This is a genomic window from Mycobacterium sp. IDUB_1 (assembly GCF_055419625.1).
In genome coordinates, this window is the sequence record NZ_JBVAYA010000005.1 from 139,784 (window position 1) to 162,022 (window position 22,239).

Genomic DNA, 22,239 nt, shown 5'->3' on the forward strand with positions numbered 1-22,239 from the left:
CCGATCGCGAGACACCCGTCGGGAGCATTACCCCGACTTGGAGTTCACCTGCTGCGGCGTCATCCGGAGTGCCACCCTGGGCTTTCGCCCCCTGGCGAGGATCGCTTCGATGGTGGTGATGATGTGGAACTGAAGGCCGTACTTGCGGCGGATGAGCTGCTCGACGTCGGCCACGGCGGTTGGCGATTCCTCGACGACGGCGGTACACAGCAGTTCGGGGTCGACCGGATCGACCTTGCCCATGCGGCTCGAGCGAATCAGCACGACGCGCGGGTCGCGTCGCACGCGTTTGACCTTCCAGGCGTCGGACGGTGTCCAGACGACGAGGTCGTCACCGTCGGAGGCGATCCACATCGCCGATCCGACGGGAGTTCCGTCTCGCTTGTAGGTGACCAGTGAGACGAAGTCTGCCTCACCCAGGTGTTTCGCCAGCGCCGCCGCGTCGTCCATATGGCCGACCCTACTGGCGCCCGCCGTGACACCGTCTGAAGTAGGGCGGGCGGGGCTCGAACCCGCGACCAATGGATTATGAGTCCACGGCTCTAACCGACTGAGCTACCGCCCCTCGTGCGGCCACCATGGTCGCATATCGCCGGTCACGCGAAGACGGTCTGCCCCGCCTCGTCGATCTCGTAGCGCTCGGTGCCCTCGGTGACCCGGGGCGCATCGGCACCCAGTGCCACCGCGATCTTGTTGGCCGCGTTGCGCATCACGTCGAGGGTCAGCTCGAACGCTTGTGTCTCCGAGAAGTACTTGTGGATGCCGTGGACCACCGACTCGCTGATCTCCGCGGGCGTCCAGATCAGCGCATCCACGTACCGCAGCGCCGCCTTGTGCGTCTTCGACAGGTCGGCGGCGGCCTCGTAGTCCTCGATCTGGTGGTACAGGTCCTCCGACCCGCCCGCATCGAGTGCATGCGATTCGCGCAGCGATCGGCACAGTCGGCAGTTGTGTGCGGCCGCGCCGCGCAGCCGCACCACCTCGGTGGTCACCGCGTCGAGTTCGCGCAGCCGCGCCACCGCCGGGACGAATTCGCCGAGCAGAGCCTCGACCGGATCCCCGTCGGCGTCCCACGCCACCTCCGACACCACGCCCGGCCTGCCGAGCCCCAGCGCGTCGCACCCCGCCCACACCCGGGGCAGGAAATCAGCGATGAAGACCGCCACGACGACGCGAAACGCCTTGTCTCCGTAGGCGTTCAGAAGACATTGCCGCTGGTTGTCCCCGATCCCCGTGACGTCGGTGCTGAACTGCTCCGCGAACGCCGCCAGCACCGCCTCCTCGTCCGTGCGCCCGTCGACCAGGTCCACCCGGATGGGCAACGGTGGCAGCGACAGCGCCCGCCCGCACGTCAGCCGGATCACCGCGTCGGCGCGGCTGTCCCCCGAGGACAGCGCGACGAGCTCGGCCAGCCGTTCGGGCAGTGCGCGATCGCTCACGCTGGTGAGCTTATTGCGCCTGACTGACCGACGACATGTGAAAGTCCGGAATTCGCAGTGACGGCATCTGCGCCCGCGTGGCCCAGTCGCCCCACTCGCGGGGCAACGTCACCTCGCTGACGCCGGCCTCGGTGGCCCGCCGCAGCAGGTCCAGAGGGCTCTCGTTGAACCTGAAGTTGTTCACCGCGGCGGTGACCTCGCCGTCCTCGACCAGGTACACGCCGTCTCGGGTCAGCCCGGTCAGCAGCAGCACCGACGGGTCGACCTCGCGGATGTACCAGAGGGTGGTGAGGAGCAAGCCGCGCTCGGTCGCGGCGATCATCTGCTGCAGTGTGCTCGCGCCGCCGGTCATCAGCAGGTTGTCGGCTCCCACGGCGACAGGGGCGCCGAACTCTTCCGCCGCGGCGCGCGGGTAGGCCAACGCGTTGATCACGCCGTCGCGCAGCCAGTCGACCCGGTCGATCGCCATACCGTTGTCGAACACCGATGCCCGCTCCGACGACGTCGCGACCGCCACGTACGGGGCGCATTCCAGACCCGGCGCATACGGATCCGAGTAGAGCGTCAGCGGAAGATCGGTCAGCTTCTCCCCCACGCGCGTTCCGCCACCCGGCGCCGACAGCGCCGAGCGGCCCTCCTGCGCTCCCCGACCGCCCATCGTCCAGGTCAGGTAGATCATCAGGTCCGCCACAGTCGAGGGCGGCAGCAGGGTTTCGTAGTGCCCCGCCGGCAGGTCGATGGTGCGATGCGCCCATGACAGCCGGGTGTCCAGTTCCGCGAGCAGGGCATCGGTGGAGACGTTCGCGAAGTCGGGGGTGCCGACCCCTGCCCAGGCACTGGCCCCGTCCCGCTTGGCGTTGATCTCCACCGAACCGGTGGGCTGAGTGAAGCGGCGGCGCACCCCGCCGGAGGTGGCCACGAACGTCGTCTCGACGACATGGCGGCCGTACCCGAAGAGCGTGTCCCTCCCGCGGAATCCGCGGGCCAGATCGCTTGCGACACCGGCGAAGACGTCGGCGCTAGTGCCGGGGAGGGGTGCGTCCCAGTCGGGCGGCGCATCTGTTGCGGCCAGCGCGGGGGCGCTGTCCCGTGCCGGTGGCGCGGCAGCGGCCGCCTGCTGCGAGGCCGCCACCAGTGCGGTGATGACGGACGGGTCGACGGCGCTGGACCGTACCGACCCGACGTGGGCGTCCTCACCGCGACGCACGACCGAGATCACCGTGGTGGTGCGACTGGTGGATTCACCGTTGGTGGTCATGGTGTTGTTGGCCCACCGCAGTGACGCGTCGACGCGGTCGGTGACGACGACGACGGTCTCGTCGGCGCCGCCGAGGCGGGTCGCTTCGGCCAACACGGTGTCGACCACCTGCTGCGCGCTGATCATCGGCCCGTCTCCATTGGCTTCTTCGCTGCGCTCATCGGCCCGCCTCCTCGCGGGTGTTGAGCACGTTGATTCCTCGGAACAGAGCCGACGGGCAGCCGTGGCTGACGGCCGCCACCTGACCGGGTTGGGCCTTACCGCAGTTGAACGCACCGCCGAGACGCCATGTCGACTGTCCGCCAACGGCTTCCATCGCACCCCAGAAGTCGGTAGTGGTCGCCTGGTAGGCGACGTCGCGGACCTGCCCGTCGAGTTTCCCGTCGCGAATCCGGAAGAAGCGTTGCCCGGTGAACTGGAAGTTGTAGCGCTGCATATCGATCGACCAGCTCTTGTCGCCGACGATGTAGATCCCGTCGTCCACCCGCGCGATCAGGTCGTCGGTGCTGATGTCCTCGGCAGCGGGCTGCAGCGAGACGTTGGCCATCCGTTGGATGGGCACGTGGTGCGCCGAGTCGGCATAGCTGCAGCCGTTGGAGCGGCCCACGCCGAGCCGGGGAGCGAACACCCGGTCCAGTTGATAGCCCACGAAGAGTCCGTCTCGGACCAGGTCCCAGCTCTGCGCACGCACTCCCTCGTCGTCGAAACCGACGGTCGCCAAGCCGTATTCGGTGGTCCGGTCCGCGGTCACGGTCATCACCGGCGATCCGTAGATCATGCGGCCCAGCTTGTCGGGGGTGGCGAACGAGGTGCCGGCATAAGCCGCTTCGTAGCCGATGGCGCGGTCGTATTCGGTGGCGTGCCCGATCGATTCGTGGATGGTGAGCCACAGGTTGGTCGGATCGATCACCAGATCGGTGGGGCCCGCCACCACGCTGGGTGCCTTGACCTTCTCGGCCAGCAGCGCGGGCAGCCCGGCGAGCTCGTCGGACCAGTTCCAGATGTCGTCGTCGGCAACGGCTTCCCACCCGCGTGCGGTCGGCGGGGCCAGCGTGGACATGGTCTCGAACGTGCCGGCCGCGGTGTCGACGGCCACAGCCTCCACGTTGGGCAGCACCCGCACCCGCTGCTGCGTGATCGACGAGCCGAACGTGTCCGCGTAGAACGTCTGCTCCTTGGCCGCGTGCAGCCGTGCCGACACGTGGTCCACACCGTCGGAGGCGAGCAGCCGGCCCGCGTAGTCACCGAGCACGGCGACCTTGTCCTCGATCGGCACCTCGAACGGGTCGATCCGGTAACTCGACACCCACGTCATGTCCCGATACACCGGCTCGGGCGCGAGCTCGATGCGTTCGGCGTTCAGCGGGGCCAGTCTGGTCGCGACGCGCACGGCACGGCGAGCGGTGTCCGCGGCCGCTTCGACGCTCAACTCGGCATGAGAGGCGAAACCCCAGGTGCCGTCGACGATCACGCGGACGGCAAGACCGATCTCACTGTCGACGACGGCGGTTTCCACGTCGTGATCACGCAGCCCGATCGTCTCGGTGGTGATGGCGTGGATGCGCAGATCGGCGTAGCTGGCCCCGGCCTGGACCGCCGCGGCCAGAGCCGCATCCGCGAGTGCCTGCCGGGGCAGCGCCAGGAAATCGGCGTCGATGGTTCGGGGCGCGCTCACGCCCTTCACCGTAGTGGGTCAGTTACGCGCGCTGCTCGTGGGAAGGACCATCAGCTCGAGCGCGAGCGCAGCGCCGCACACCACGGCGACGATCGCGAAAGCCACCCAGTCGCGGCGGGCCGGCCGCGATGGCGCGGCCGAGATCTGGCCCGCGCCACCACGTGCGGTGATCGCGTCGCCCATCTCGTCGGCTCGTCGCAGCGCGACAGTGATCGCGGCGGCGAGCAGATCGATCAGCTCCGCGGCCCACCGCTTGCGTCGGCCGCGCCGGTGCACATCGACATCGGGCGGTCGCAACCGACGGGCCGCGTACAGCACGGTGAATTCGTCGATCAGCATCGGAAAGGCCCTCAGCGACAGCGCAAGTGCGACCGCCCAGTCGTCGACGGGGACGCGCAGCGGTCGCAGTGGGCGCCCGAGTGCGGCCACGGCAGGGGCGATCTCAGCGACGTTGGTGGTCCAAGAGACCATGGCCCCGAGCCCCAGCAGCACGATCGACAGCGCCGTGATGCGCAGGAAGTTCAGCAGCCCGCCGAACCCGATCTCCATCGATCCCACCGACATCACCGGACTGCCACCGGCGAACGTGGCGGTCAGCCCGCCCAGTGCCACGAGGAACCACAGCCACCGCGGGATGGACGGCAGCACGCCGCGCGGGATGCGGGCGAGCCTGGCCGACACCAGCACCAGCACGGCCACCGCTGCGATCGGTAACCAGCCGGGATAGAACGTCAGGAGCACCCCGATGCCGGCGACGATGATCAGCTTCGCGCCCGCCCACAGGTCGTGGATGACGGTGCGCCCCGGCACCGGCCGAAGCAGCACGACCTGACGACGGGGACGGGTCGCGCTCATGCGACACCCCCGGCCGCGGTGGGCACGGTCGCCAGTTCTCCGTCGCGCAGGTGCAGCGTGCGCGGGCACAGACCTTCCAGCCCGGCGAAGTCGTGGGAGATCACCACGACGGTCAGCCTTCTGCGCTTCCGCAGATCTTCGAGCAGACGTACCAACCCCACGGCGGAGGCGGCGTCGAGGCCGGCCAGCGGTTCGTCGAGGATCAGTGCGCGCGGGGACCGGGCCAGCAGGCCGGCGAGCACGACGCGGCGCATCTGGCCGCCGCTGAGCTGATCGATCCGTCGAGAAGCCAGCGTCGGGTCCAGACCCACGGTGGCCAGCGCCTCGGTCACCTTCTGTTGGTCGTACTTGGAGAAGCCGGCCAGCGAGGCGATCTCCAACGCGACATGGCTGCGCATCAGCTGCAGCCGGGCCGCCTGGAACGAGATCGCCACAGCGCCAACCTGTTCGGACACCGGCTTGCCGTCGAGCAGGCACTCGCCCTGGCTCGGTACGGTGAGCCCGGCCATGATCCAGGCCAGCGTGGACTTCCCGGAACCGTTGAGCCCGTGGATCAACACGCCGTCGCCTTCGTGCACGGAGAAGTCGATGCCGGTCAGCGCGGTCTTGGCCCAGGGGGTGCCGTCGCCGTAGATGTGGCCGACGTCGCGCAGCTCGAGCACCGGCGGGCCGGCTCGATGACCTGGGTCGACCTCGGGGCGGGGTGCGTGCACCTCTGCGGTCTCGACCATGTCCGGTCCGGTCACGTTGTCGGCGTTGGCGCCGTTGCCGGTCAGCGCCACCGTGCGGTCGGCGGCCTCGGCCTCGTCGTTGTAGTGCGTGATGTGCACCAGCGAGGTTCCGTGTGCTCGGGTGAGCCCGGACAGGACGGACATCAGGCCGTCGCGGCCCTGCTGGTCCACCATGCTGGTCACCTCGTCGGCGATCAGCAGCGCCGGTTCGCGGGCCAGCGCGGCAGCCACGGCGAGCCGCTGCAGTTCGCCGCCGGACAACCCGCCGGTGTCCCGTTCGCCGAAACCGTCGAGGCCGACCTCGCCGAGAAGACGGTCCACGTCGGTGCTCGTACCCGGGGGCAGACCCCAGACCACGTCGTCGGCGACGCGTGTGCCGAGCACCTGGCTCTCGGGATGCTGCATCACCACGGCGGTGCCGCCGCGCTTGCCCAATCCGACGCTGCCCGGACGCTCGATCGCGCCTGCGCTGGGTTCGCGCCCGGAGAGCACAAGCATCAGCGTCGTCTTGCCCGACCCGTTGGCCCCGGTGACGGCGACGTGTTCGCCGGGTTGCACATCCAGTGACACCGGCCCGAGCGCGTCGCGATGCGTTGCGGGGTAACGGAAGCGGACGTCGCGCAGCTGCAGCGGAACCGGGCCGACGGGGCCGTTGTCGGCGGGCGTCTCGAGCTTGTGCACATCGGGCACGCCGAGCAGGCGCGCCATCACCCGCGACAGCGCCCACCAGCCGACCAGGCTCACCCAGACGATCGAGAACACACCCATGACGAAGAACAGCAGCGGCCAGTAGTGCAGCGCGGTGGCGAAGTCGCGCTCGAGGCGCGCTGCAGCGTCCTCGAGTGGGGGGATGCGACGCATGATCGCCGCCACGCCCGTGATGTTGGCGGTGACCGAGTCGAAGATCAGCGTGCGCAGACGGCTCAGCAGGGCCAGGGCCCCGACGATGAACACGCCGAACACGGCGCCGGCGATGAGCGCGGACGCCACCACGGTGGGAGTGCCACGACCGCGCCGTTTGACGATGCCGGTCAGTCCCCCGATGTACGCGCAGTTCACCACGGTCATGAAGCCGCCCATGCCGGCGATGAGGAACGCCACCAACCCACCGGCGACCGTTGCCGTCAGCACGACCCGCAGGCGATAGCGGTAGGCGAGCAGCCCCATCGGCACCGTGCCGAGCAGCGACAGGCCGGCCGCGAACGGCACGACCACCGCGATGATGGCGATGGCGGCGCACAGGGCCGCCAACACCGCGGCCTGTGCGAGCTCCACCGGTTGTAGGGAGCCCGACCGTCGCGGCGTGCGCTGCGAGGCGGCCGAGGTCATCTCATGATTCTGCCAGTCGGGTACCCCAGGTGGATTGCATAGGGATTCTATGCAATCATGGAGGGCATGTCCTCCACGCTCGGTTCCGACCTGCTCTCGGTGGTGGCACGGCTCAACCGGATGGCCAACCAGCGAGTTCGCATCCCCCTCCCGTTCGCCCAAGCCCGCCTGCTGTCCACGATCGACGACCGCGGCGAGGCACGGATCTCCGATCTGGCCGCTCTCGATCACTGCTCGCAGCCCACGATGACCACGCAGGTGCGGCGTCTCGAGGACGCCGGAATGGTGACGAGAACCACAGACCCGCACGACGCGCGGGCCGTCCTGATCCGCATCACCGAGCGCGGCAAGGACACCCTGCGTCAGGCGCGAGCCGATCGCGGCGCGGCCGTCGACCCCTATCTCGACCGGCTCACCGAGGCCGACCGGGCCTGCCTGACCGAGGCGGTCCTCGTGATGCACCGCCTGATCGACGAGGCCACGTCCGCCTCTCGCACCGAACAGAAGTCGCACTGAATCTGTTTTCCACCGAAAGGAGTGGTTCGCCGGTGTCTGCCGACACACAGATGTGGCGCCAACCCAAGGCCGTCTGGGCCGTGGCCTTCGCGTCCGTCGTCGCGTTCATGGGAATCGGTCTCGTCGACCCCATCCTCAAACCGATCGCCGACAACCTGAACGCCTCGCCCTCGCAGGTCTCGCTGCTGTTCACCAGCTACATGGCCGTGATGGGCGTGGCGATGCTGATCACCGGCGTGGTGTCCAGTCGTATCGGACCCAAGCGCACGCTGCTGATCGGCCTGGTGATCATCATCGCCGGCGCGGGGCTCGCCGGATTCTCCGACACCGTGATGGGCATCGTCGGCTGGCGGGCGCTGTGGGGACTGGGCAACGCGCTCTTCATCGCCACCGCGCTCGCGACGATCGTCAGTTCGGCGCGCGGGTCGGTCGCCCAGGCAATCATCCTTTACGAAGCCGCCCTGGGGCTGGGCATCGCCGTCGGCCCACTGGTGGGTGGTGTACTCGGTGAGATCTCCTGGCGCGGGCCCTTTTTCGGCGTCTCCGCTCTGATGGCCATCGCGCTGCTGGTGACGACGTTCCTGTTGCCCGCCACACCGCCTGCGGCGCGGGCCACCACACTCGCCGATCCGTTCCGGGCGCTGGCGCACCGCGGGCTGCTCGGCGTCGCGGTCACCGCGCTGCTCTACAACTTCGGCTTCTTCACGCTGCTGGCATTCACGCCGTTCCCCCTCGACATGGGAGCTCAGGAGATCGGGCTGATCTTCTTCGGCTGGGGTCTGGCCCTGGCGTTCACGTCGGTGTTCGTCGCTCCGCGACTGCAGCACCGCTTCGGCACCGTGCGCACGCTGGTGGTCAACCTGCTGCTGATGACCGTCACGCTCGCCGCGATGGCGGTGTGGACCGACAGCAAGCCGGTGCTCGCCGCCTGCGTCGTCGTCGCCGGCCTGTGGATCGGCATCAACAACACGCTGATCACCGAGACCGTGATGAAAGCCGCCCCCGTGGAGCGGGGTGTCGCCTCGGCCGCCTACAGCTTCATGCGGTTCTCCGGCGCCGCTGTCGCCCCGTGGCTCGCCGGCGTACTCGGCGAAAAGGTCAGCGTGCACCTGCCGTTCTGGGTCGGCGCGGGCGCGGTCCTGTTGGCTGCCGCCGTCCTGACGGTCACGCGGACACACCTGACCCACATCGACGACGAGGAGTCCGAGCTCGAGGAGCTGCGCGACGAGGCGCAGGCCGTCACCGTCGGAAACGAGAGCTGAGCGCTCAGCTCACGGAGACGCCGATGAGGTGCCCGACGAGGTAGGTCGCGGCGATCGCGACGGCCCCGAACGTCAGCTGCCGAGCCGATCCCGCGATCGGTGAGCGGCGGGTGATCCGGGCTGCCGCGGCACCCGCGAGCATCAGCCCGAACCCGCCGAAAGCCAGACCGGCCCACAGCGATTCGTAGCCGAGCAGGTAGGGGATCAGCGGGATGATCGCCCCGACGGCGAACATCACGAACGACGATCCGGCGGCGAGCCAGGGTGACGGCTTCTCCCGGGGGTCGACCCCGAGCTCCTGGATCAGGTGGAAGTTGATCGCCTTGTGATCGTCTCGGTGGATCTCCTCTGACGCCTTGGTCGCCGTCTCGGCGGACATCCCGAGTTCGACGAGCTTGGCCACCAACTCGGCCTGCTCCGCCTCCGGTTGTCGCGCAAACGATTTGCGCTCGACGTGCACCTCGGAATCGATCTGCTCGTTGGCCGTGGTCACCGACGTGTACTCACCGAGAGCCATCGAGAAGGACCCGGCGAGCAGCCCCGCCACCCCGCTGATCACGACAGTCTGCGCCGAGGCGCTGGCGGCCACCCCGGCGATCAACGCGGTGTTGCTGACCAAGCCGTCCATCGCCCCGAACGTGGCAGCGCGCAGCCACCCGCCGGTCACATCGGCGTGCCGATGATCCTGAACGTGAACTCCCAGTGATTCCCCCGGCGACTCGGTCATGGCGACATTCAACGCCGCGCCCCGGGCTCCCGTCACGGCATGTTCCGACCGGTTTGTGACATCACAGTTTGTAGAGAGGTTTCGCGGGCTACCGTCGATATATGACCACCACTGCGGAGTATCTGCGGAACTGCCTCGACGGCCGCTGGCGAGACACCAAGAACGCGATGCGCAAGGAACTCAGCAACGACATCTTCCGACCGCATTACACCCCGAACACCGTCATCGCGCGCACCAAGGTCGGCGAGCAGATGCGCATCATGGCGTCGCGAGGCGCCGCCGAGGACGGCTTCAAGAAGGAGCACGGCGGCAACGGCGACGTCGGCGCCGCCGTCACGCAGATCGAAATGCTCGCGATGAGCGATCTGTCGCTGATGGTCAAGGCCGGTGTGCAGTGGGGCCTGTTCGGCGGCGCGATCGAGAACCTGGGCACCGAACGCCATCACGAGGCCTACGTCAAGAAGCTCATCGACCTCGAGGTCCTCGGGTGCTTCGCGATGACCGAGACGGGTCACGGCAGCGACGTCCAGTCCCTGGAGACGACCGCCACCTACGACCCGGCGACCGAAGAGTTCGTCATCGACTCCCCCACCCCGTCCTCGCGGAAGGACTACATCGGGGGCGCGGCCGAAACTGCCCGCTTCGCAACGGTTTTCGCTCAGCTGATCACTCCGGACGGACAGGGTCACGGCGTGCACTGCTTCGTCGTGCCCATCCGTGACGAGGACGGCAACGACCTGCCCGGCGTCATCACCTCGGACTGCCACTACAAGGGCGGCCTGCCCGGTGTGGACAACGGCCGCATCCAGTTCGACAACGTCCGCGTCCCGCGGGAGAACCTGCTCAACAAGTACGCCGACGTCGCCGCGGACGGGACCTACAGCTCCCCGATCGAGAACCCGAACCGACGCTTCTTCACGATGCTCGGCACGCTGATCCGCGGCCGGGTGACCGTCGGCGGCAGCGCCGGCGCCGCCGCCCGCGTCGCACTCGACATCGCGACGCGCTATGCGCTGCAGCGTCGTCAGTTCTCCGACCCCGACGGCGGCGAGGTGCTGCTGATGGACTACCTGGTCCACCAGCGCCGCCTCTTCCCGTTGATCGCCCGCTCGTATGCGCTGCAGTTCGCACAGAACGAGCTGGTGGCCAAGTGTCACGAGCTGCAGACCGCCGACGATCCGGATCCCGAGGAGCAGCGCGAGCTGGAATCCCGGGCGGCGGGCCTGAAGGCTGCCAACACCTGGCACGCCACCCGGGCCATCCAGGAGGCGCGCGAAGCATGCGGTGGCGCCGGCTATCTCGCGGAGAACCGGCTCATCGCGCTCAAGGCCGACACCGACGTGTTCACCACCTTCGAGGGTGACAACCACGTGCTGTTCCAGCTGGTGGCCAAGGAGCTGCTGACCGCCTACGCCGACGACATCAAGGGCATGAGTCCCGTCGAATGGGTCGGCTTCGCGGCTCGGTTCGCCGGGGAGCGCGTGCTGAAACGCACTGCAGCGCAGACAATCATGCAGACGGTCATCGATTCCCGGCAGGACAACGAGGAAGAAGGCAGCCTCTTCAACCGCGGCACGCAGGCCAAGATGCTCGAAGACCGCGAAGAGTACATGATCGCGTCGGTGGCGCGGAGGCTGCAGAGCAAGTCCAAGGAGATGAGCGCGTTCGAGGCGTTCAACTCGGTGCAGGACCACGTGCTCCACGTCGCGCAGTCCCACATCGACCGCATCGTTTTCGAGGCGTTCGTCGCGGGCATCGACTCCTGCCACGACCGTACGGCGCGCGAGATCCTCGGCCTGGTGTGCGATCTGTACGCGCTGACGGTGATCGAAGAAGACAAGTCGTGGTTCGTCGAGCACCGCTTCCTGTCCACGGAGCGCTCGAAAGCGGTGACACGCGCGATCAACGACCGCTGCAAGCGACTGCGGCCCTACGCCGAGCTCCTCGTCGACGGCTTCGGCATCCCGGAGCGGTTGCGCTACGCCGAGATGCTGCACCCCGAACACATTCCGGACGCCGACGATCACACCCGCCAGGACGCGACCAGCGCGGGCGTGATCTGAGTCAGGGCCCCGGTATCGGGTCGAGGATCGTCAACCTGCCCTCTTCGAGGGTGACGCGCGCCGACCCCACCCCGGTGGGGCAGCACGCCGGGTCGGAACCCTGCCGCCACTGGTAGTGCACGCTGGCGTCGTGGTCGCCTTGGGCGACGACGTTGATGTAGGGCCGCGGGTCCGGGGTCGGCGATCCGATGCCTCTCTCGCCGTCGAAGAACAGCACCTGCGCAGGGCTGTCGGAGGCGGCGCCGGAACTGACCACCACCCAGTTCAAGCGGCAGTCGGCGGCGTGCCCGCGCGCGGTCTCCGTCCAGGAGGCCGGCGGCAGCATCGAGATCTCGGTGGACACCGCCTGCACACCGGGCCCGGGGCCGCACGCTTGAGTGCTTGTCGGCGCTGGGCTCGGCGGGCTCCACCCGCACGCCGCCACCAGCGCTGTGCTCGTCACCGCGAGGGCAGGCGAAAAACGCATGGGTCCAACAATAGGCAGGCCGTGGCTACACTCCGACCCCTGATCGATGAGCAGGAGGCGCGGGACGCGATTCGCTCAGCCCTCGCCGCCGAGTTCGGTTTGGTCGCGCAGGTTCTCCGCGGTGTCCTCAGCCCACGTGGATTCGTCGAGCCACCTCTGCACGTCGCCTCCGAGACCCTCGGCGGCCAGCTCGGCGAAATCGAGGGCCAACACCGCCATTGCTGCCAGTACCTTCATGCCTCGGCCACTGCCGTGGATCTCGAGCATCAACGCCCGCAACCCGTCATTGTCGTCGGCATGCAACGTCGACAGGTACCGGCGAGCATCCGCGAACTCCCGGTCGACGTGAGCCGACTTCCTCCGGAAGCCCTCGGGTGTGGGTAGGTGCTCCGACATATCTGTCATGGCTTGCTTCCTCAATGCTGAATTCAGGCCGGGAGACGGACGACCAGTCCATTAGATCGTGCGGCCAGGTTCAGGTGTGGGCTTTCAGAGAGGGCATCAGGTGGCCTCGTAGCGCAGCAGCACCGTGCCGCCCGGGAACGTCCGGTTCTCCACCAGCCGCAGCGAAATCCACGACGGCAGGGTCGGGAAGAAAGGCATCCCACCGCCCACCGCGATGGGCGCCAGGACGACCCGGTACTCGTCGACCAGACCGGCCTGCACGACCGGCGCGGCGAGCGTCGCACCGGCGATCTCGAGTTGGCCGTCGGTCTCGGCCTTCAGAGCGCGGACCACCTCGACGGGATCACCACGCTCCAGGCGGGAATTCCAGTCGACCGCCCCCAGGGTGCGGGAGAACACCACCTTGGGCATGTTCCGCCAGACGCGGGCGAAGTCGACGATCATCGGCGTCGCATCCGGGGCCTCATCGGCAGTCGGCCAGTAGGCCGACATCAGCTCGTAGAGCCGCCGACCGTAGAACGACAGTGCGGTTTCGCGCTCGAAGTCGTTCCAGTACTGGTGCAGTTCGTCGCTAGGCTCGCTCCAGTCGATGGAACCCTTCGCGTCGGCGATGTAGCCGTCCACCGAGACGGTGAAGCCGTAGATGAGTTTTCCCATGGAGATCAGACTGCCCGCTGGCGCGACACTCATCGTGCGCGTGCGTGGCTCCCCCGGCTGGACTCGAACCAGCAACCCTTCGGTTAACAGCCGAATGCTCTGCCAATTGAGCTACAGGGGATTGCACTCCCGCAGACTGTGCGCCGCGGGCCAGAGAGCACTCTAGCCTATGGCGGGACGCGGTTGCCAATGCGTTGCCGGCCGGGCGCGCAGCCCCGTGCGTGAGGCAGGATGGACACCAGATGGGTGGCGCGGGATCGGGTTGCGCCGCCTCGCGAGAACGCTGTGGAGGAGTCCTGTGATCGGGTATGTCGCCGTTGCGGCCGTGGGCTATGTGTTGGGCACCAAGGCCGGACGCCAGCGCTACGAACAGCTCGCCGGCACCTACCGTGCCGTCACGGGCAGCCCAGCCGCTCGGGCGGTCATCGATGCAGGACGACGGAAGATCGCGGAACGGGTGTCCCCCGACCCGACGATGGTGGAAGTGACGCCGATCGACGCCGGCACCGAAGTGTTCGGGCCGGGGCAGGTCGAACGGCGGGCAGCCGGCGAGAAGCGCTAGCCGAAGTTGGAATTGAACGACGTGCCGGGCAGCAGCGGGCCGGTGGTGATGCCGCCGTTGCCGAACGCGACGCCCGGGGTGCCGATCGCCGCGGGGGTACCGTTCGAGTAGCCCAGGCAGTGGCCGTCTTCCTGATTGCCGAACCAGGCAAGGCACTTCGGGCCGGCCTGCGCGGTGGCATCGGGGCTGCTCAACGAGGCGTACAGCGGGACGGCGACAGCCGCCGCAGCGACGGCGCCGACGATCAGGCGCGCTGCATGGGTGCGAATGGTGGGCACGGACATCACTGACAACTCGCCTTCTCCCCGACTGTTGACGCACACACCATAACCCGGCAGGGCGATTCATGCAGTCAGGTCGTCCCCACTTGCCTGCTCGAGCAGGCTGCGCCGGTAGGCCTCCATCGCGACCAGGTCCCCGAACAGTGCGTGATACTCGTCGCCCTGCTCCACCGGCGACATCCGCTGCAGCTTCGACTTGACCTCGGCGATCTGACGGCCGATCCACACTTCCTGCAGGCGCGCCAGCACGCTGCCGATGTAGCGGGGCAGCCGCTCGTCGTCGGCGTTGATCGCCTCCACACTGAGTTCGTTGACCAGGCTCGCCGTGGCCGGGCTGGCCGCCTGTTCGCGGACCGCTTCTATCCATTGCGCACCGGTCAGCCCGCCGGCGGTGCCGCCCGCAGCCTCGATCGCCGTGCGTACCGCGGCGTACCCGGGGTGGGTGAAGCTCTCGGCGGCCAACGAGTCGAAGACCGGACCGGCGAGCGCCGGGTATTGGAGCCCCGACTTCAGCGCCTCGCGCTGCGGCCACAGCGTGGGATCGGCTGGGTTGGGCCGGCTGGCATCGTCGGCCGGGCGCGGCCGGCTCACCTGCGCCTGATCGGCCGCCACCCGTCGGCGTGACCGGTCCGGCATGCCGCGCTTGCCGGCTTCCTCACGAACCCGAGACAGCACCTGCGCTTCGTCGCGCCAGCCGGTCCAGCCTGCCAACCGTCGTGCGTATTCGTCCCGCAACGCGTAGTCCCGAATCCGCGCGACGAGCGGGACGCACCTGCGGAGCGCGTCGACCTGAGCCTGCGGATCGTTGTCGAGCACGTCACCAGCCGGGATCAGACTGCGGATCGCGAATTCGAACATCGGGATGCGGCGCGCCACCAGGTCCCGCAGCGCCGTGTCACCGGACTTCAGCCTCAGATCGCAGGGGTCCATCCCGTCGGAAGCCACGGCGACGAAAGACTTTCCGGACACCTGCTGATCCCCGTCGAAGGCCTTCAACGCGGCCGCTTGCCCCGCCGCGTCACCGTCGAACACGAAGATCAGCTCGCCGCGATACCAGTTGTCGTCCATCATCAGCCGGCGCAGCAACCCGAGGTGGCCGTCACCGAAGGCGGTGCCGCACGAGGCGACCGCAGTGGTCTCCCCGGCCAGGTGCATGGCCATCACGTCGGTGTAACCCTCGACGACGACGGCGCGGTGCGACTTGGCGATGTCGCGCTTGGCCAGGTCAAGCCCGAACAGCACCCCCGACTTCTTGTAGAGCACGGTCTCCGGGGTGTTGACGTACTTCGCTTCCATCTGGTCGTCGTCGAAGATCCGGCGCGCCCCGAAGCCGATCACCTCTCCGCCGCTGGCTCGGATGGGCCACAACAGCCGGCGGTGGAACCGGTCCATCGGTCCGCGGCGCCCCTCACGCGACAGGCCGGCAGCTTCGAGTTCCTTGAACTCGAAACCCTTGCGCAGCAGGTGTTTGGTCAGCGTGTCCCACCCCGACGGGGCGAACCCGCAACCGAACCTCGCTGCCGCCTCGGCGTCGAAGTTGCGATCGATCAGGTACTGCCGGGCCGGCGCAGCTTCAGCGCTCTGCAGCGCCTCGGCGTAGAACTCCTGCGCGGCGGAGTTGGCGGCGAGCAGCCTGCTGCGACTCCCCCGGTCACGCTGGACGTTGGTGGTCGATGAGCCCGTGTAGGTGACGGTGTAGCCGACACGATCGGCGAGCAGCTCCACGGCCTCGACGAAGCTGACGTGCTCGATCTTCTGCAGGAACGCGTAGACGTCGCCGCCCTCGCCACAGCCGAAGCAGTGGAAGTGGCCGTGGTTGGGACGGACGTGGAACGACGGCGACTTCTCGTCGTGGAAAGGGCACAGCCCCTTGAGGGAATCCGCGCCGGCGCGCCGCAGCTGCACGTAGTCGCCGACGACGTCGTCGATGTTGACCCGCTCCCGGATGGCGGCGATGTCGCGATCCGGGATCCTGCCCCGTCCCCGCGTACCGTCGCCCACCACGCGGTCAGTCTAGAGGGCGCGGCGTCCGGGCTTCGTGCACTCGTTCCAACCGTCCCTCGGTGTACGAGGCGATCTGGTCGACCACCACCCGCAGCCGGGCGCCGTCGTCGGCGGCGGCGGTGAACTCGGCGGCGAACTGCGGATCGAGGCTGCCCGGCGCCTGCCCCCACAGGGCCAGCGCCACCTCCTGGATCCGGATGCGCTGATCGGCCTGGATCTGCAGGTGCCGGTGGTCCGACATGATGAATTGCAGCGCAAGCGTCTTCAGCAGGACCACCTCGGCCCGCACCAGTGCGGGCACCTCGAGGTCGGCGTCGAAGCGCCGCAGCGGTGCCGGTCCTGCGGCCGCCCTCGTGGCCGTGACCGCCGCGTTCGCGAACCGCCCGACCAGCTCACTGGTGAGGGTCTTGAGTGCCACCGACGCGGCGAGCGTGCCGTCGAACTTGCCGACCGCCGCCACCACCGGGACACGGGAGAGCCGCTCGGCGGCGGCCATCAGATCCGCAGGGGTCAGGGTCGGAAAGGACTGGGCGCCGACGGTGGCCAGCGAGGCGGCTGCATCGGTGTCGGCCAGCACGCGCAGATCGATGCGCCCACTCATCACGCCGTCTTCGACGTCGTGCACCGAGTAGGCGACGTCGTCGGCCCAATCCATGACCTGGGCCTCCAGGCAGGGCCGCTCGGCGGGTGCGCCCGCGCGCACCCAATCGGCAGCGGCCATGTCGTCGCCGTAGAAGCCGAACTTGCGACGTTCCCCGATCCGCGGCCACGGATACTTGGCGACCGCATCGAGGGCGGCGCGTGTCAGGTTCAAACCTGCGCTGCGACCTTGCGCGTCAAGGACTTTGGGTTCCAACCGGGTCAGGATCCGGAAGTTCTGCGCGTTGCCCTCGAAGCCGCCGAAGGCCTTGGTGATCTCGTCGAGCGCGCGTTCCCCGTTGTGCCCGTACGGCGGATGACCGATGTCATGCGCCAGCCCGGCGAGGTCGACCAGGTCGGGGTCACAGCCGAGCCCGATCGCCATGCCGCGGCCGATCTGCGCGACCTCGAGGGAGTGCGTCAGGCGCGTGCGTGGCGTCTCACCCTCCCGGGGGCCGACCACCTGGGTCTTGTCGGCCAACCGACGCAGCGCAGCGCAATGCAGCACGCGTGCGCGATCCCTGGCGAAGTCCGAGCGGTGCTCGGCCCCGGTCCCGGGTAGCGCAGCGCTCTTCGCGTGTTCGGCCACTCGCCGCTCGCGGTCGCATGCGTCGTAGCCGGCCTGCTCTCGTTGGTTCACCGAGGCACAGTCTGCCAGCCGCGCGAGCACTAGATTGAGGGCATGCGCATTGCTCGATCGCTCGGCCTGCTCGCCGTCTTGTGGATCGCAGCGGGCCTGCTCGCGCCGGGGGCGTCCGCGACCCCGCCGCTGCGCCTGCCGACGTATCTGACAGATCAGGCGGGCGCGCTCGATCCCGCGCAAACCACGCAGGTGCAGAACGCGATCGACTCGCTATACAACGATCGTCGGATCCGGTTGTGGGTGGTCTATGTCGACAGCTTCTCGAATCAGGACGCGCAGAGCTGGGCGCAGGCCACGTACCGGCAAAGCGATCTGGGCACCTCGGACGCCATCCTCGCCGTCGCCACCGTCGACCGGGCGTACGCGTTGCTGGCACCGACCGAGGCGGTCGGCAGCGTGGACATCGACGCGCTGCGTCGTGACGACGTGGAACCGCTTCTGCGCAAACAGGACTGGGCGGGCGCCGCGGTGGCCGCCGCGAACGGGCTGGCGTCCACCAGCACGTCGAAGGGCAGCTGGCTGGGTCTGGTCATCGCGCTGGGCGTGATCGCGCTCGGCGTCATCGTCCTGCTGATCTGGCAGCGCCGGCGACGGGCCAAGCGCCGCGAGGCGGAGATCGCCGCCGCGCTGCGCGTCGATCCGTCCGACCCGGCCGCGCTTGCCGGTGTCTCGCTGGAGGCTCTCGACGCGCTGTCGCGCCGCATGGTGGTCGAGGTCGACAATGCGGTGCGCACCAGCGAGAGCGAATTGGCGCTTGCGGTGGAGGAATTCGGTGAGAAGGACACCGAGGCGTTCACGACTGCGGTGGCCGCGGCCAAGACCACGCTGGCTCAGTCCCTCAACGTGCGTCACATTCTGGACGACGCGATTCCCGAGACGCCGCAGCAGCGTCGCGATCTCCTGACCCGCGTCGTCGTGGCCGCGGCCAAGGCCGACCGGGAACTCGAAGCCCAGCGGGAGGCGTTCGCACAGCTGCGCGATCTGGTCATCAACGCGCCCAGCCGGCTCGATGGGCTCACCCAGCAGGTGGTCGACCTGACGGCGCGCATCGAGCCGGCGAGTCAGACCCTCACACGTCTGAAGTCCCAATTCGCAGAAACCGCTCTGGTTTCGGTGGCCGACAACATCGACGAGGCGCGGCAACGGCTGACCTTCGCCGAACAGAACATCGACACGGGGCGCGCCCTGGTCGCGCGACCGGCAGATCGGCAGGGCGGGCTCGTCGACGCGATCCACGCCGCCGAGGCCGCGCTGGGCCAGGCCCGAACGATGCTCGACGCGGTGGACAGTGCCGCCACCGACATCAACCGGGCGGTGGCGGGGCTGCCCGCGGCGATCGCCGACACGCAGAACGGGATCACGGCCGCGGGAACCCAGCTCGCGCAAGGCAACATCGCCGTCGCCACGCAGCTCAGCGCGGCCCGCGACGCGGCCGTCGCTGCGGTGGCGCACGCGCAGAGTGACGGCGCCCGCGATCCGCTGGGCACCTTCACACGGCTGACCCAGGCCGACGCTGAACTCGACCGGTTACTCGCCGACGTGGCCGAGGAGCGGGAAACCATCGCGCGGTTGACGCGGACCTACGACCAGGCGCTGTTCACCGCGCAGTCGCGGGTGCGGGCGGTGTCGGACTACATCGACACTCGACGCGGCGTCGTCGGCCCCGAAGCCCGGACCCGGCTGTCTGAGGCCGTGCGCCAACTGCAGGCGGCGCAGGACAAGCGGGCGAGCAATCTGACCGAGGCGATCGCGCACGCCAACGGCGCGGCGATGCTGGCCGCCCAGGCGCAGCAGCTGGCCAACAACGACGTGGTCGCCGCGCAGCAGCACTTCAACGGACCCTACGGCGGCGGCGGGAGCGGCAGTCAGATGGGCGCGGTGATCGGCGGCATCATCCTGGGCAACGTGCTCTCGGGCGCCATGCGCGGCGGCTTCGGTGGAGGGTTCGGCGGTGGAGGCTTCGGCGGCGGCTTCGGCGGCGGCGGAGGTGGCGGGTTCGGCGGCGGGGGCGGCATGAGCGGCGGCGGCGGCCGCTTCTAGCTCCTACGTCAGCATGGCCCCGTTGACATTCCGATTGGCATATATTACTAGTTGGTTATGAAACCATTCGGTTATCGAAGCCGATGACGCTCCCAAGCCTCGATGCCACCTTTGCCGCGCTTGCCGACCCCACACGGCGGGCCATTCTCGCCCAATTGGCGACCGGTGAGGCAACCGTGGGTCAGCTCGCGAAGCCCTTCGCGATGACCCAGCCGGCGATCTCCAAGCACCTGAAAGTTCTCGAGCATGCCGGTTTGATCCAACGCGGGCGTGACGGTCAACGACGGCCCTGCCGCATCCAGCCCGCCCCGTTGCAGGAAGCCAACGCGTGGATCGAGCGGTACCGCACGGTGTGGGAAGCCAACTACACGCGTCTCGAGGAAATGCTCGACGACATGAGACCCCAGGAGTGACAACGATGCCCACCCCCGTACAGGTGACCACTCCGTCTGACCGCGAGATCGTGATGACCCGTGCCTTCGCCGCGACGCAGGAAATGATCTGGGATTGCCACACCCAACCCGCGTTGATCGAGCGGTGGATGCTGGGCCCGCCAGGCTGGACGATGGTGCGCTGCGAGGTGGATCTGCGAATCGGAGGTGCCTACCACTACCGCTGGCGCGACACCCACGGCAACGAATTCGGCGCTCAGGGCGAGTTTCTCGAGATCATCGCACCCCATACATTGGTGACCACCGAGCGGATGGAAGGCTTCGACGGCGAGTCGGTCAACACGTTGACGCTCGCAACCGACGGCGACAGCACCGTGCTCACCATGAGGATGCTCTTCCCCAGCACCCACGCCCGTGATGTGGCGCTTCAGTCCGGCATGTCAGAAGGCGTCGCGCACAGCTTCGACCGCATCCAGCACCTCGCCGATGATCCATCGCCTGACGGAAGAAGCTCCATGGACATGCGTCTGGAGCTGATCCCGCTTCCCACCCGCGACGTCGAACGAAGCAAAGCGTTCTACCTCGACCGGGTGGGTTTCGTCCTGGACCACGATGTGCAACCCGGCAATGGGTTTCGGGTGGTCCAGCTGACCCCGCCCGGGTCAGCCTGCTCCATCGTGATCGGAATCGGAATGACCGACCCCGATGCCCCCCGCGTGCAGAACCTGCACCTGGTGGTGGACGACGTCGTCGACGCCCGCCGACAACTCTGCGATCGTGGCGTCGACGTCTCCGAGATCGAGGATCTCGGGGGCGTGCAATACGCGCATTTCGCCGATCCGGACGGTAACAGCTGGGCGCTGCAACAGATTTCGCGCACTCGAGCCTGAAGCGAGAACTCAGCAGCCCTTGAGGCGGACGGCGAGGTAGTCCGACACTTCGGACAGCGCCACGCGCTCCTGGGTCATGGCGTCGCGCTCTCGGATCGTCACGGCGTGATCCTCCAGCGAGTCGAAGTCCACGGTCACGCAGTACGGCGTGCCGATCTCGTCCTGGCGGCGGTACCGGCGGCCGATGGCACCCGCGTCGTCGAATTCGACGTTCCACGAACGCCGCAACTCCGCGGCCAGATTCCGCGCCTTGGGCGAGAGGTCGGCATGCCGCGACAGCGGCAGGACCGCGACCTTCACCGGGGCCAACCGCGGATCCAGCCGCAGCACCGTGCGCTTGTCGACACCGCCCTTCGCATTCGGCGCCTCGTCCTCGGTGTAGGCGTCGACGAGGAACGCCATCAACGAGCGGGTCAGGCCGGCTGCCGGCTCGATGACGTAGGGGGTGTACCGGGTGTCGCTCGCCTGATCGTAGAACGTCAGATCGGCCCCGGAATGCTTTGCGTGAGTGGACAAGTCGAAATCAGTCCGGTTCGCCACGCCTTCCAGCTCACCCCACGGGTTGCCCGAGAACCCGAACTTGTACTCGATGTCCGTTGTGCCCGCGCTGTAGTGCGACAGCTTCTCCAGCGGATGCTCGTAGAGGCGCAGGTTCTCCGCCCGGATACCGAGGTCGATGTACCACTGCAGGCGCGTCTCGATCCAGTACTTGTGCCACTCGGGCGCCGTCGACGGCTCGACGAAGAACTCCATCTCCATCTGCTCGAACTCGCGGGTGCGGAAGATGAAGTTGCCCGGGGTGATCTCGTTGCGGAAGCTCTTGCCGATCTGGCCGATACCGAACGGCGGCTTCTTGCGCGCGGTCGTGACGACGTTGGCGAAGTTGACGAAGATGCCCTGCGCGGTCTCCGGACGCAGATAGTGCAGACCTTCTTCGGACTCGATCGGGCCGAGGTAGGTCTTGAGCATCATGTTGAAGTCCCGGGGCTCGGTCCACTGCCCCTTGGTTCCGCAGTCGGGGCAGACGATCTCCGCCATGGGGACGGCGTCGGGTTCTCCACCCTTCTTCGCCGCGTATGCCTCCTGCAGGTGGTCCTGCCGGTGTCGCTTGTGGCAGTTCATGCACTCCACCAGCGGATCGTTGAACACCTCGACGTGGCCGGAGGCCACCCAGACCTGGCGCGGCAGGATGATCGCGCTGTCCAGACCGACGACGTCGTCGCGGCCGGTGACGACGGACTTCCACCACTGCCGCTTGATGTTCTCCTTCAGTTCGACACCGAGCGGGCCGTAGTCCCACGCCGATTTGGTTCCGCCATAGATCTCACCGGATTGGAAGACCAGACCGCGCCGCTTGGCCAGGTTTGCAACAGTGTCGATGATCGAAGTCGGAGCCACGGGTTCA

21 protein-coding genes and 2 tRNA genes are annotated in these 22,239 nt (G+C 68.2%); 7 read left to right on the top strand and 16 right to left on the bottom strand.

Translation table 11 applies throughout. The features are described from left to right. Positions 1–27 precede the first annotated feature (27 nt). From ACZYYX_RS24765 to ACZYYX_RS24795, 7 genes are all read right to left on the bottom strand, one after another. Complete coding sequence (locus ACZYYX_RS24765; RefSeq protein WP_463817370.1) at positions 28–450, bottom strand: PPOX class F420-dependent oxidoreductase; 423 nt, start codon at positions 448–450, stop codon at positions 28–30. Between the two features lie 41 nt (positions 451–491). Then, a tRNA-Ile gene (locus ACZYYX_RS24770) sits at positions 492–565 on the bottom strand. 31 nt (positions 566–596) lie between these two features. Next, positions 597–1,439 carry a carboxymuconolactone decarboxylase family protein gene (locus tag ACZYYX_RS24775; RefSeq protein ID WP_463817371.1) on the bottom strand — a complete coding sequence of 281 codons (843 nt, stop codon included), beginning with the start codon at positions 1,437–1,439 and terminating at the stop codon, positions 597–599. 10 nt (positions 1,440–1,449) lie between these two features. Then, positions 1,450–2,823, bottom strand: coding sequence for a metallopeptidase TldD-related protein (locus tag ACZYYX_RS24780; RefSeq protein WP_463817372.1), 1,374 nt, complete (start codon positions 2,821–2,823; stop codon positions 1,450–1,452). A gap of 31 nt (positions 2,824–2,854) precedes the next feature. Further along, on the bottom strand, positions 2,855–4,372 hold the full coding sequence (locus ACZYYX_RS24785; RefSeq protein ID WP_463817374.1) for a TldD/PmbA family protein: 1,518 nt from the start codon (positions 4,370–4,372) through the stop codon (positions 2,855–2,857). Between the two features lie 18 nt (positions 4,373–4,390). Continuing rightward, complete coding sequence (locus ACZYYX_RS24790; protein ID WP_463817375.1) at positions 4,391–5,227, bottom strand: CbiQ family ECF transporter T component; 837 nt, start codon at positions 5,225–5,227, stop codon at positions 4,391–4,393. Further along, positions 5,224–7,287 (bottom strand): ABC transporter ATP-binding protein, encoded by a 2,064-nt coding sequence (locus tag ACZYYX_RS24795; RefSeq protein ID WP_463817377.1) that lies wholly within the window; start codon positions 7,285–7,287, stop codon positions 5,224–5,226. Before ACZYYX_RS24795 ends, ACZYYX_RS24790 begins: the two co-directional genes overlap by 4 nt. Before the next feature lie 66 nt (positions 7,288–7,353). Here ACZYYX_RS24795 and ACZYYX_RS24800 point away from each other — a divergent pair, with 66 nt between their 5' ends. Together ACZYYX_RS24800 and ACZYYX_RS24805 are read left to right on the top strand one after the other, a co-directional pair. Next, on the top strand, positions 7,354–7,803 hold the full coding sequence (locus ACZYYX_RS24800) for a MarR family winged helix-turn-helix transcriptional regulator (protein ID WP_463817378.1): 450 nt from the start codon (positions 7,354–7,356) through the stop codon (positions 7,801–7,803). A 50-nt stretch (positions 7,804–7,853) separates the two neighbouring features. Beyond that, a complete protein-coding gene (locus ACZYYX_RS24805) occupies positions 7,854–9,065 on the top strand; it encodes an MFS transporter (protein WP_463817761.1) in 1,212 nt (403 codons plus the stop codon). Between the two features lie 4 nt (positions 9,066–9,069). Here the strand turns inward: ACZYYX_RS24805 and ACZYYX_RS24810 are convergent, their stop codons facing one another. Further along, positions 9,070–9,792: a VIT1/CCC1 transporter family protein gene (locus ACZYYX_RS24810; protein ID WP_463817380.1), complete on the bottom strand. Its 723-nt coding sequence runs from the start codon at positions 9,790–9,792 to the stop codon at positions 9,070–9,072. A 101-nt stretch (positions 9,793–9,893) separates the two neighbouring features. On the opposite strand from ACZYYX_RS24810, the gene ACZYYX_RS24815 reads away from it, so the two are divergent. Next, the gene (locus ACZYYX_RS24815) at positions 9,894–11,855 is read left to right on the top strand and encodes an acyl-CoA dehydrogenase family protein (RefSeq protein WP_463817381.1); all 1,962 of its coding nucleotides are present in this window, start codon (positions 9,894–9,896) and stop codon (positions 11,853–11,855) included. A gap of 1 nt (position 11,856) precedes the next feature. On the opposite strand, the gene ACZYYX_RS24820 is transcribed toward ACZYYX_RS24815, so the two are convergent. The 4 genes from ACZYYX_RS24820 to ACZYYX_RS24835 form a co-directional block, all read right to left on the bottom strand. Next, complete coding sequence (locus ACZYYX_RS24820) at positions 11,857–12,321, bottom strand: LppP/LprE family lipoprotein (protein WP_463817382.1); 465 nt, start codon at positions 12,319–12,321, stop codon at positions 11,857–11,859. A 75-nt stretch (positions 12,322–12,396) separates the two neighbouring features. Beyond that, complete coding sequence (locus ACZYYX_RS24825; protein WP_463817383.1) at positions 12,397–12,726, bottom strand: hypothetical protein; 330 nt, start codon at positions 12,724–12,726, stop codon at positions 12,397–12,399. Between the two features lie 96 nt (positions 12,727–12,822). Then, positions 12,823–13,383, bottom strand: a complete 561-nt coding sequence (locus ACZYYX_RS24830; RefSeq protein ID WP_463817385.1) for a dihydrofolate reductase family protein — start codon at positions 13,381–13,383, stop codon at positions 12,823–12,825. Between the two features lie 45 nt (positions 13,384–13,428). Continuing rightward, positions 13,429–13,504 (bottom strand) — tRNA-Asn (locus ACZYYX_RS24835). A gap of 177 nt (positions 13,505–13,681) precedes the next feature. On the opposite strand from ACZYYX_RS24835, the gene ACZYYX_RS24840 reads away from it, so the two are divergent. Further along, on the top strand, positions 13,682–13,945 hold the full coding sequence (locus ACZYYX_RS24840; RefSeq protein ID WP_463817386.1) for a hypothetical protein: 264 nt from the start codon (positions 13,682–13,684) through the stop codon (positions 13,943–13,945). Here ACZYYX_RS24840 and ACZYYX_RS24845 read toward each other — a convergent pair. Genes ACZYYX_RS24845 through ACZYYX_RS24855 form a run of 3 tightly spaced genes read right to left on the bottom strand, consistent with a single transcriptional unit; the run spans position 13,942 to position 17,509 of the window. Continuing rightward, positions 13,942–14,229, bottom strand: a complete 288-nt coding sequence (locus ACZYYX_RS24845; protein ID WP_463817388.1) for a DUF7155 family protein — start codon at positions 14,227–14,229, stop codon at positions 13,942–13,944. The two genes, ACZYYX_RS24840 and ACZYYX_RS24845, sit on opposite strands and share 4 nt — an antisense overlap. A 60-nt stretch (positions 14,230–14,289) precedes the next feature. Beyond that, entirely contained in the window at positions 14,290–16,227 is a 1,938-nt protein-coding gene (gene dnaG, locus ACZYYX_RS24850) for a DNA primase (RefSeq protein ID WP_463817762.1), read from the bottom strand. A gap of 7 nt (positions 16,228–16,234) precedes the next feature. Continuing rightward, on the bottom strand, positions 16,235–17,509 hold the full coding sequence (locus ACZYYX_RS24855; protein WP_463817389.1) for a deoxyguanosinetriphosphate triphosphohydrolase: 1,275 nt from the start codon (positions 17,507–17,509) through the stop codon (positions 16,235–16,237). A gap of 42 nt (positions 17,510–17,551) precedes the next feature. On the opposite strand from ACZYYX_RS24855, the gene ACZYYX_RS24860 reads away from it, so the two are divergent. The 3 genes from ACZYYX_RS24860 (at position 17,552) to ACZYYX_RS24870 (ending at position 20,834) form a co-directional block, all read left to right on the top strand. After that, complete coding sequence (locus tag ACZYYX_RS24860) at positions 17,552–19,552, top strand: TPM domain-containing protein (protein ID WP_463817390.1); 2,001 nt, start codon at positions 17,552–17,554, stop codon at positions 19,550–19,552. 83 nt (positions 19,553–19,635) lie between these two features. Next, a complete protein-coding gene (locus tag ACZYYX_RS24865; protein ID WP_463817392.1) occupies positions 19,636–19,965 on the top strand; it encodes an ArsR/SmtB family transcription factor in 330 nt (109 codons plus the stop codon). Positions 19,966–19,970: 5 nt separating this feature from the next. Further along, positions 19,971–20,834, top strand: a complete 864-nt coding sequence (locus ACZYYX_RS24870; RefSeq protein WP_463817393.1) for an SRPBCC domain-containing protein — start codon at positions 19,971–19,973, stop codon at positions 20,832–20,834. A gap of 9 nt (positions 20,835–20,843) precedes the next feature. Here ACZYYX_RS24870 and ACZYYX_RS24875 read toward each other — a convergent pair whose 3' ends face one another. Further along, positions 20,844–22,232, bottom strand: a complete 1,389-nt coding sequence (locus ACZYYX_RS24875) for a glycine--tRNA ligase (RefSeq protein WP_463817395.1) — start codon at positions 22,230–22,232, stop codon at positions 20,844–20,846. Positions 22,233–22,239 lie beyond the last annotated feature (7 nt).

Bases quoted from the DNA above. Each gene is read 5' to 3' on its own strand.
- ACZYYX_RS24765 (WP_463817370.1), bottom strand. From the start codon at position 450: ATGGACGACGCGGCGGCGCTGGCGAAACACCTGGGTGAGGCAGACTTC.
- ACZYYX_RS24780 (WP_463817372.1), bottom strand. From the start codon at position 2,823: ATGATCAGCGCGCAGCAGGTGGTCGACACCGTGTTGGCCGAAGCGACC.
- ACZYYX_RS24790 (WP_463817375.1), bottom strand. From the start codon at position 5,227: ATGAGCGCGACCCGTCCCCGTCGTCAGGTCGTGCTGCTTCGGCCGGTG.
- ACZYYX_RS24795 (WP_463817377.1), bottom strand. From the start codon at position 7,287: ATGACCTCGGCCGCCTCGCAGCGCACGCCGCGACGGTCGGGCTCCCTA.
- ACZYYX_RS24800 (WP_463817378.1), top strand. From the start codon at position 7,354: ATGTCCTCCACGCTCGGTTCCGACCTGCTCTCGGTGGTGGCACGGCTC.
- ACZYYX_RS24805 (WP_463817761.1), top strand. From the start codon at position 7,854: ATGTGGCGCCAACCCAAGGCCGTCTGGGCCGTGGCCTTCGCGTCCGTC.
- ACZYYX_RS24810 (WP_463817380.1), bottom strand. From the start codon at position 9,792: ATGACCGAGTCGCCGGGGGAATCACTGGGAGTTCACGTTCAGGATCAT.
- ACZYYX_RS24815 (WP_463817381.1), top strand. From the start codon at position 9,894: ATGACCACCACTGCGGAGTATCTGCGGAACTGCCTCGACGGCCGCTGG.
- ACZYYX_RS24820 (WP_463817382.1), bottom strand. From the start codon at position 12,321: ATGCGTTTTTCGCCTGCCCTCGCGGTGACGAGCACAGCGCTGGTGGCG.
- ACZYYX_RS24825 (WP_463817383.1), bottom strand. From the start codon at position 12,726: ATGACAGATATGTCGGAGCACCTACCCACACCCGAGGGCTTCCGGAGG.
- ACZYYX_RS24830 (WP_463817385.1), bottom strand. From the start codon at position 13,383: ATGGGAAAACTCATCTACGGCTTCACCGTCTCGGTGGACGGCTACATC.
- ACZYYX_RS24845 (WP_463817388.1), bottom strand. From the start codon at position 14,229: ATGTCCGTGCCCACCATTCGCACCCATGCAGCGCGCCTGATCGTCGGC.
- ACZYYX_RS24860 (WP_463817390.1), top strand. From the start codon at position 17,552: ATGCGCATTGCTCGATCGCTCGGCCTGCTCGCCGTCTTGTGGATCGCA.
- ACZYYX_RS24865 (WP_463817392.1), top strand. From the start codon at position 19,636: ATGACGCTCCCAAGCCTCGATGCCACCTTTGCCGCGCTTGCCGACCCC.
- ACZYYX_RS24870 (WP_463817393.1), top strand. From the start codon at position 19,971: ATGCCCACCCCCGTACAGGTGACCACTCCGTCTGACCGCGAGATCGTG.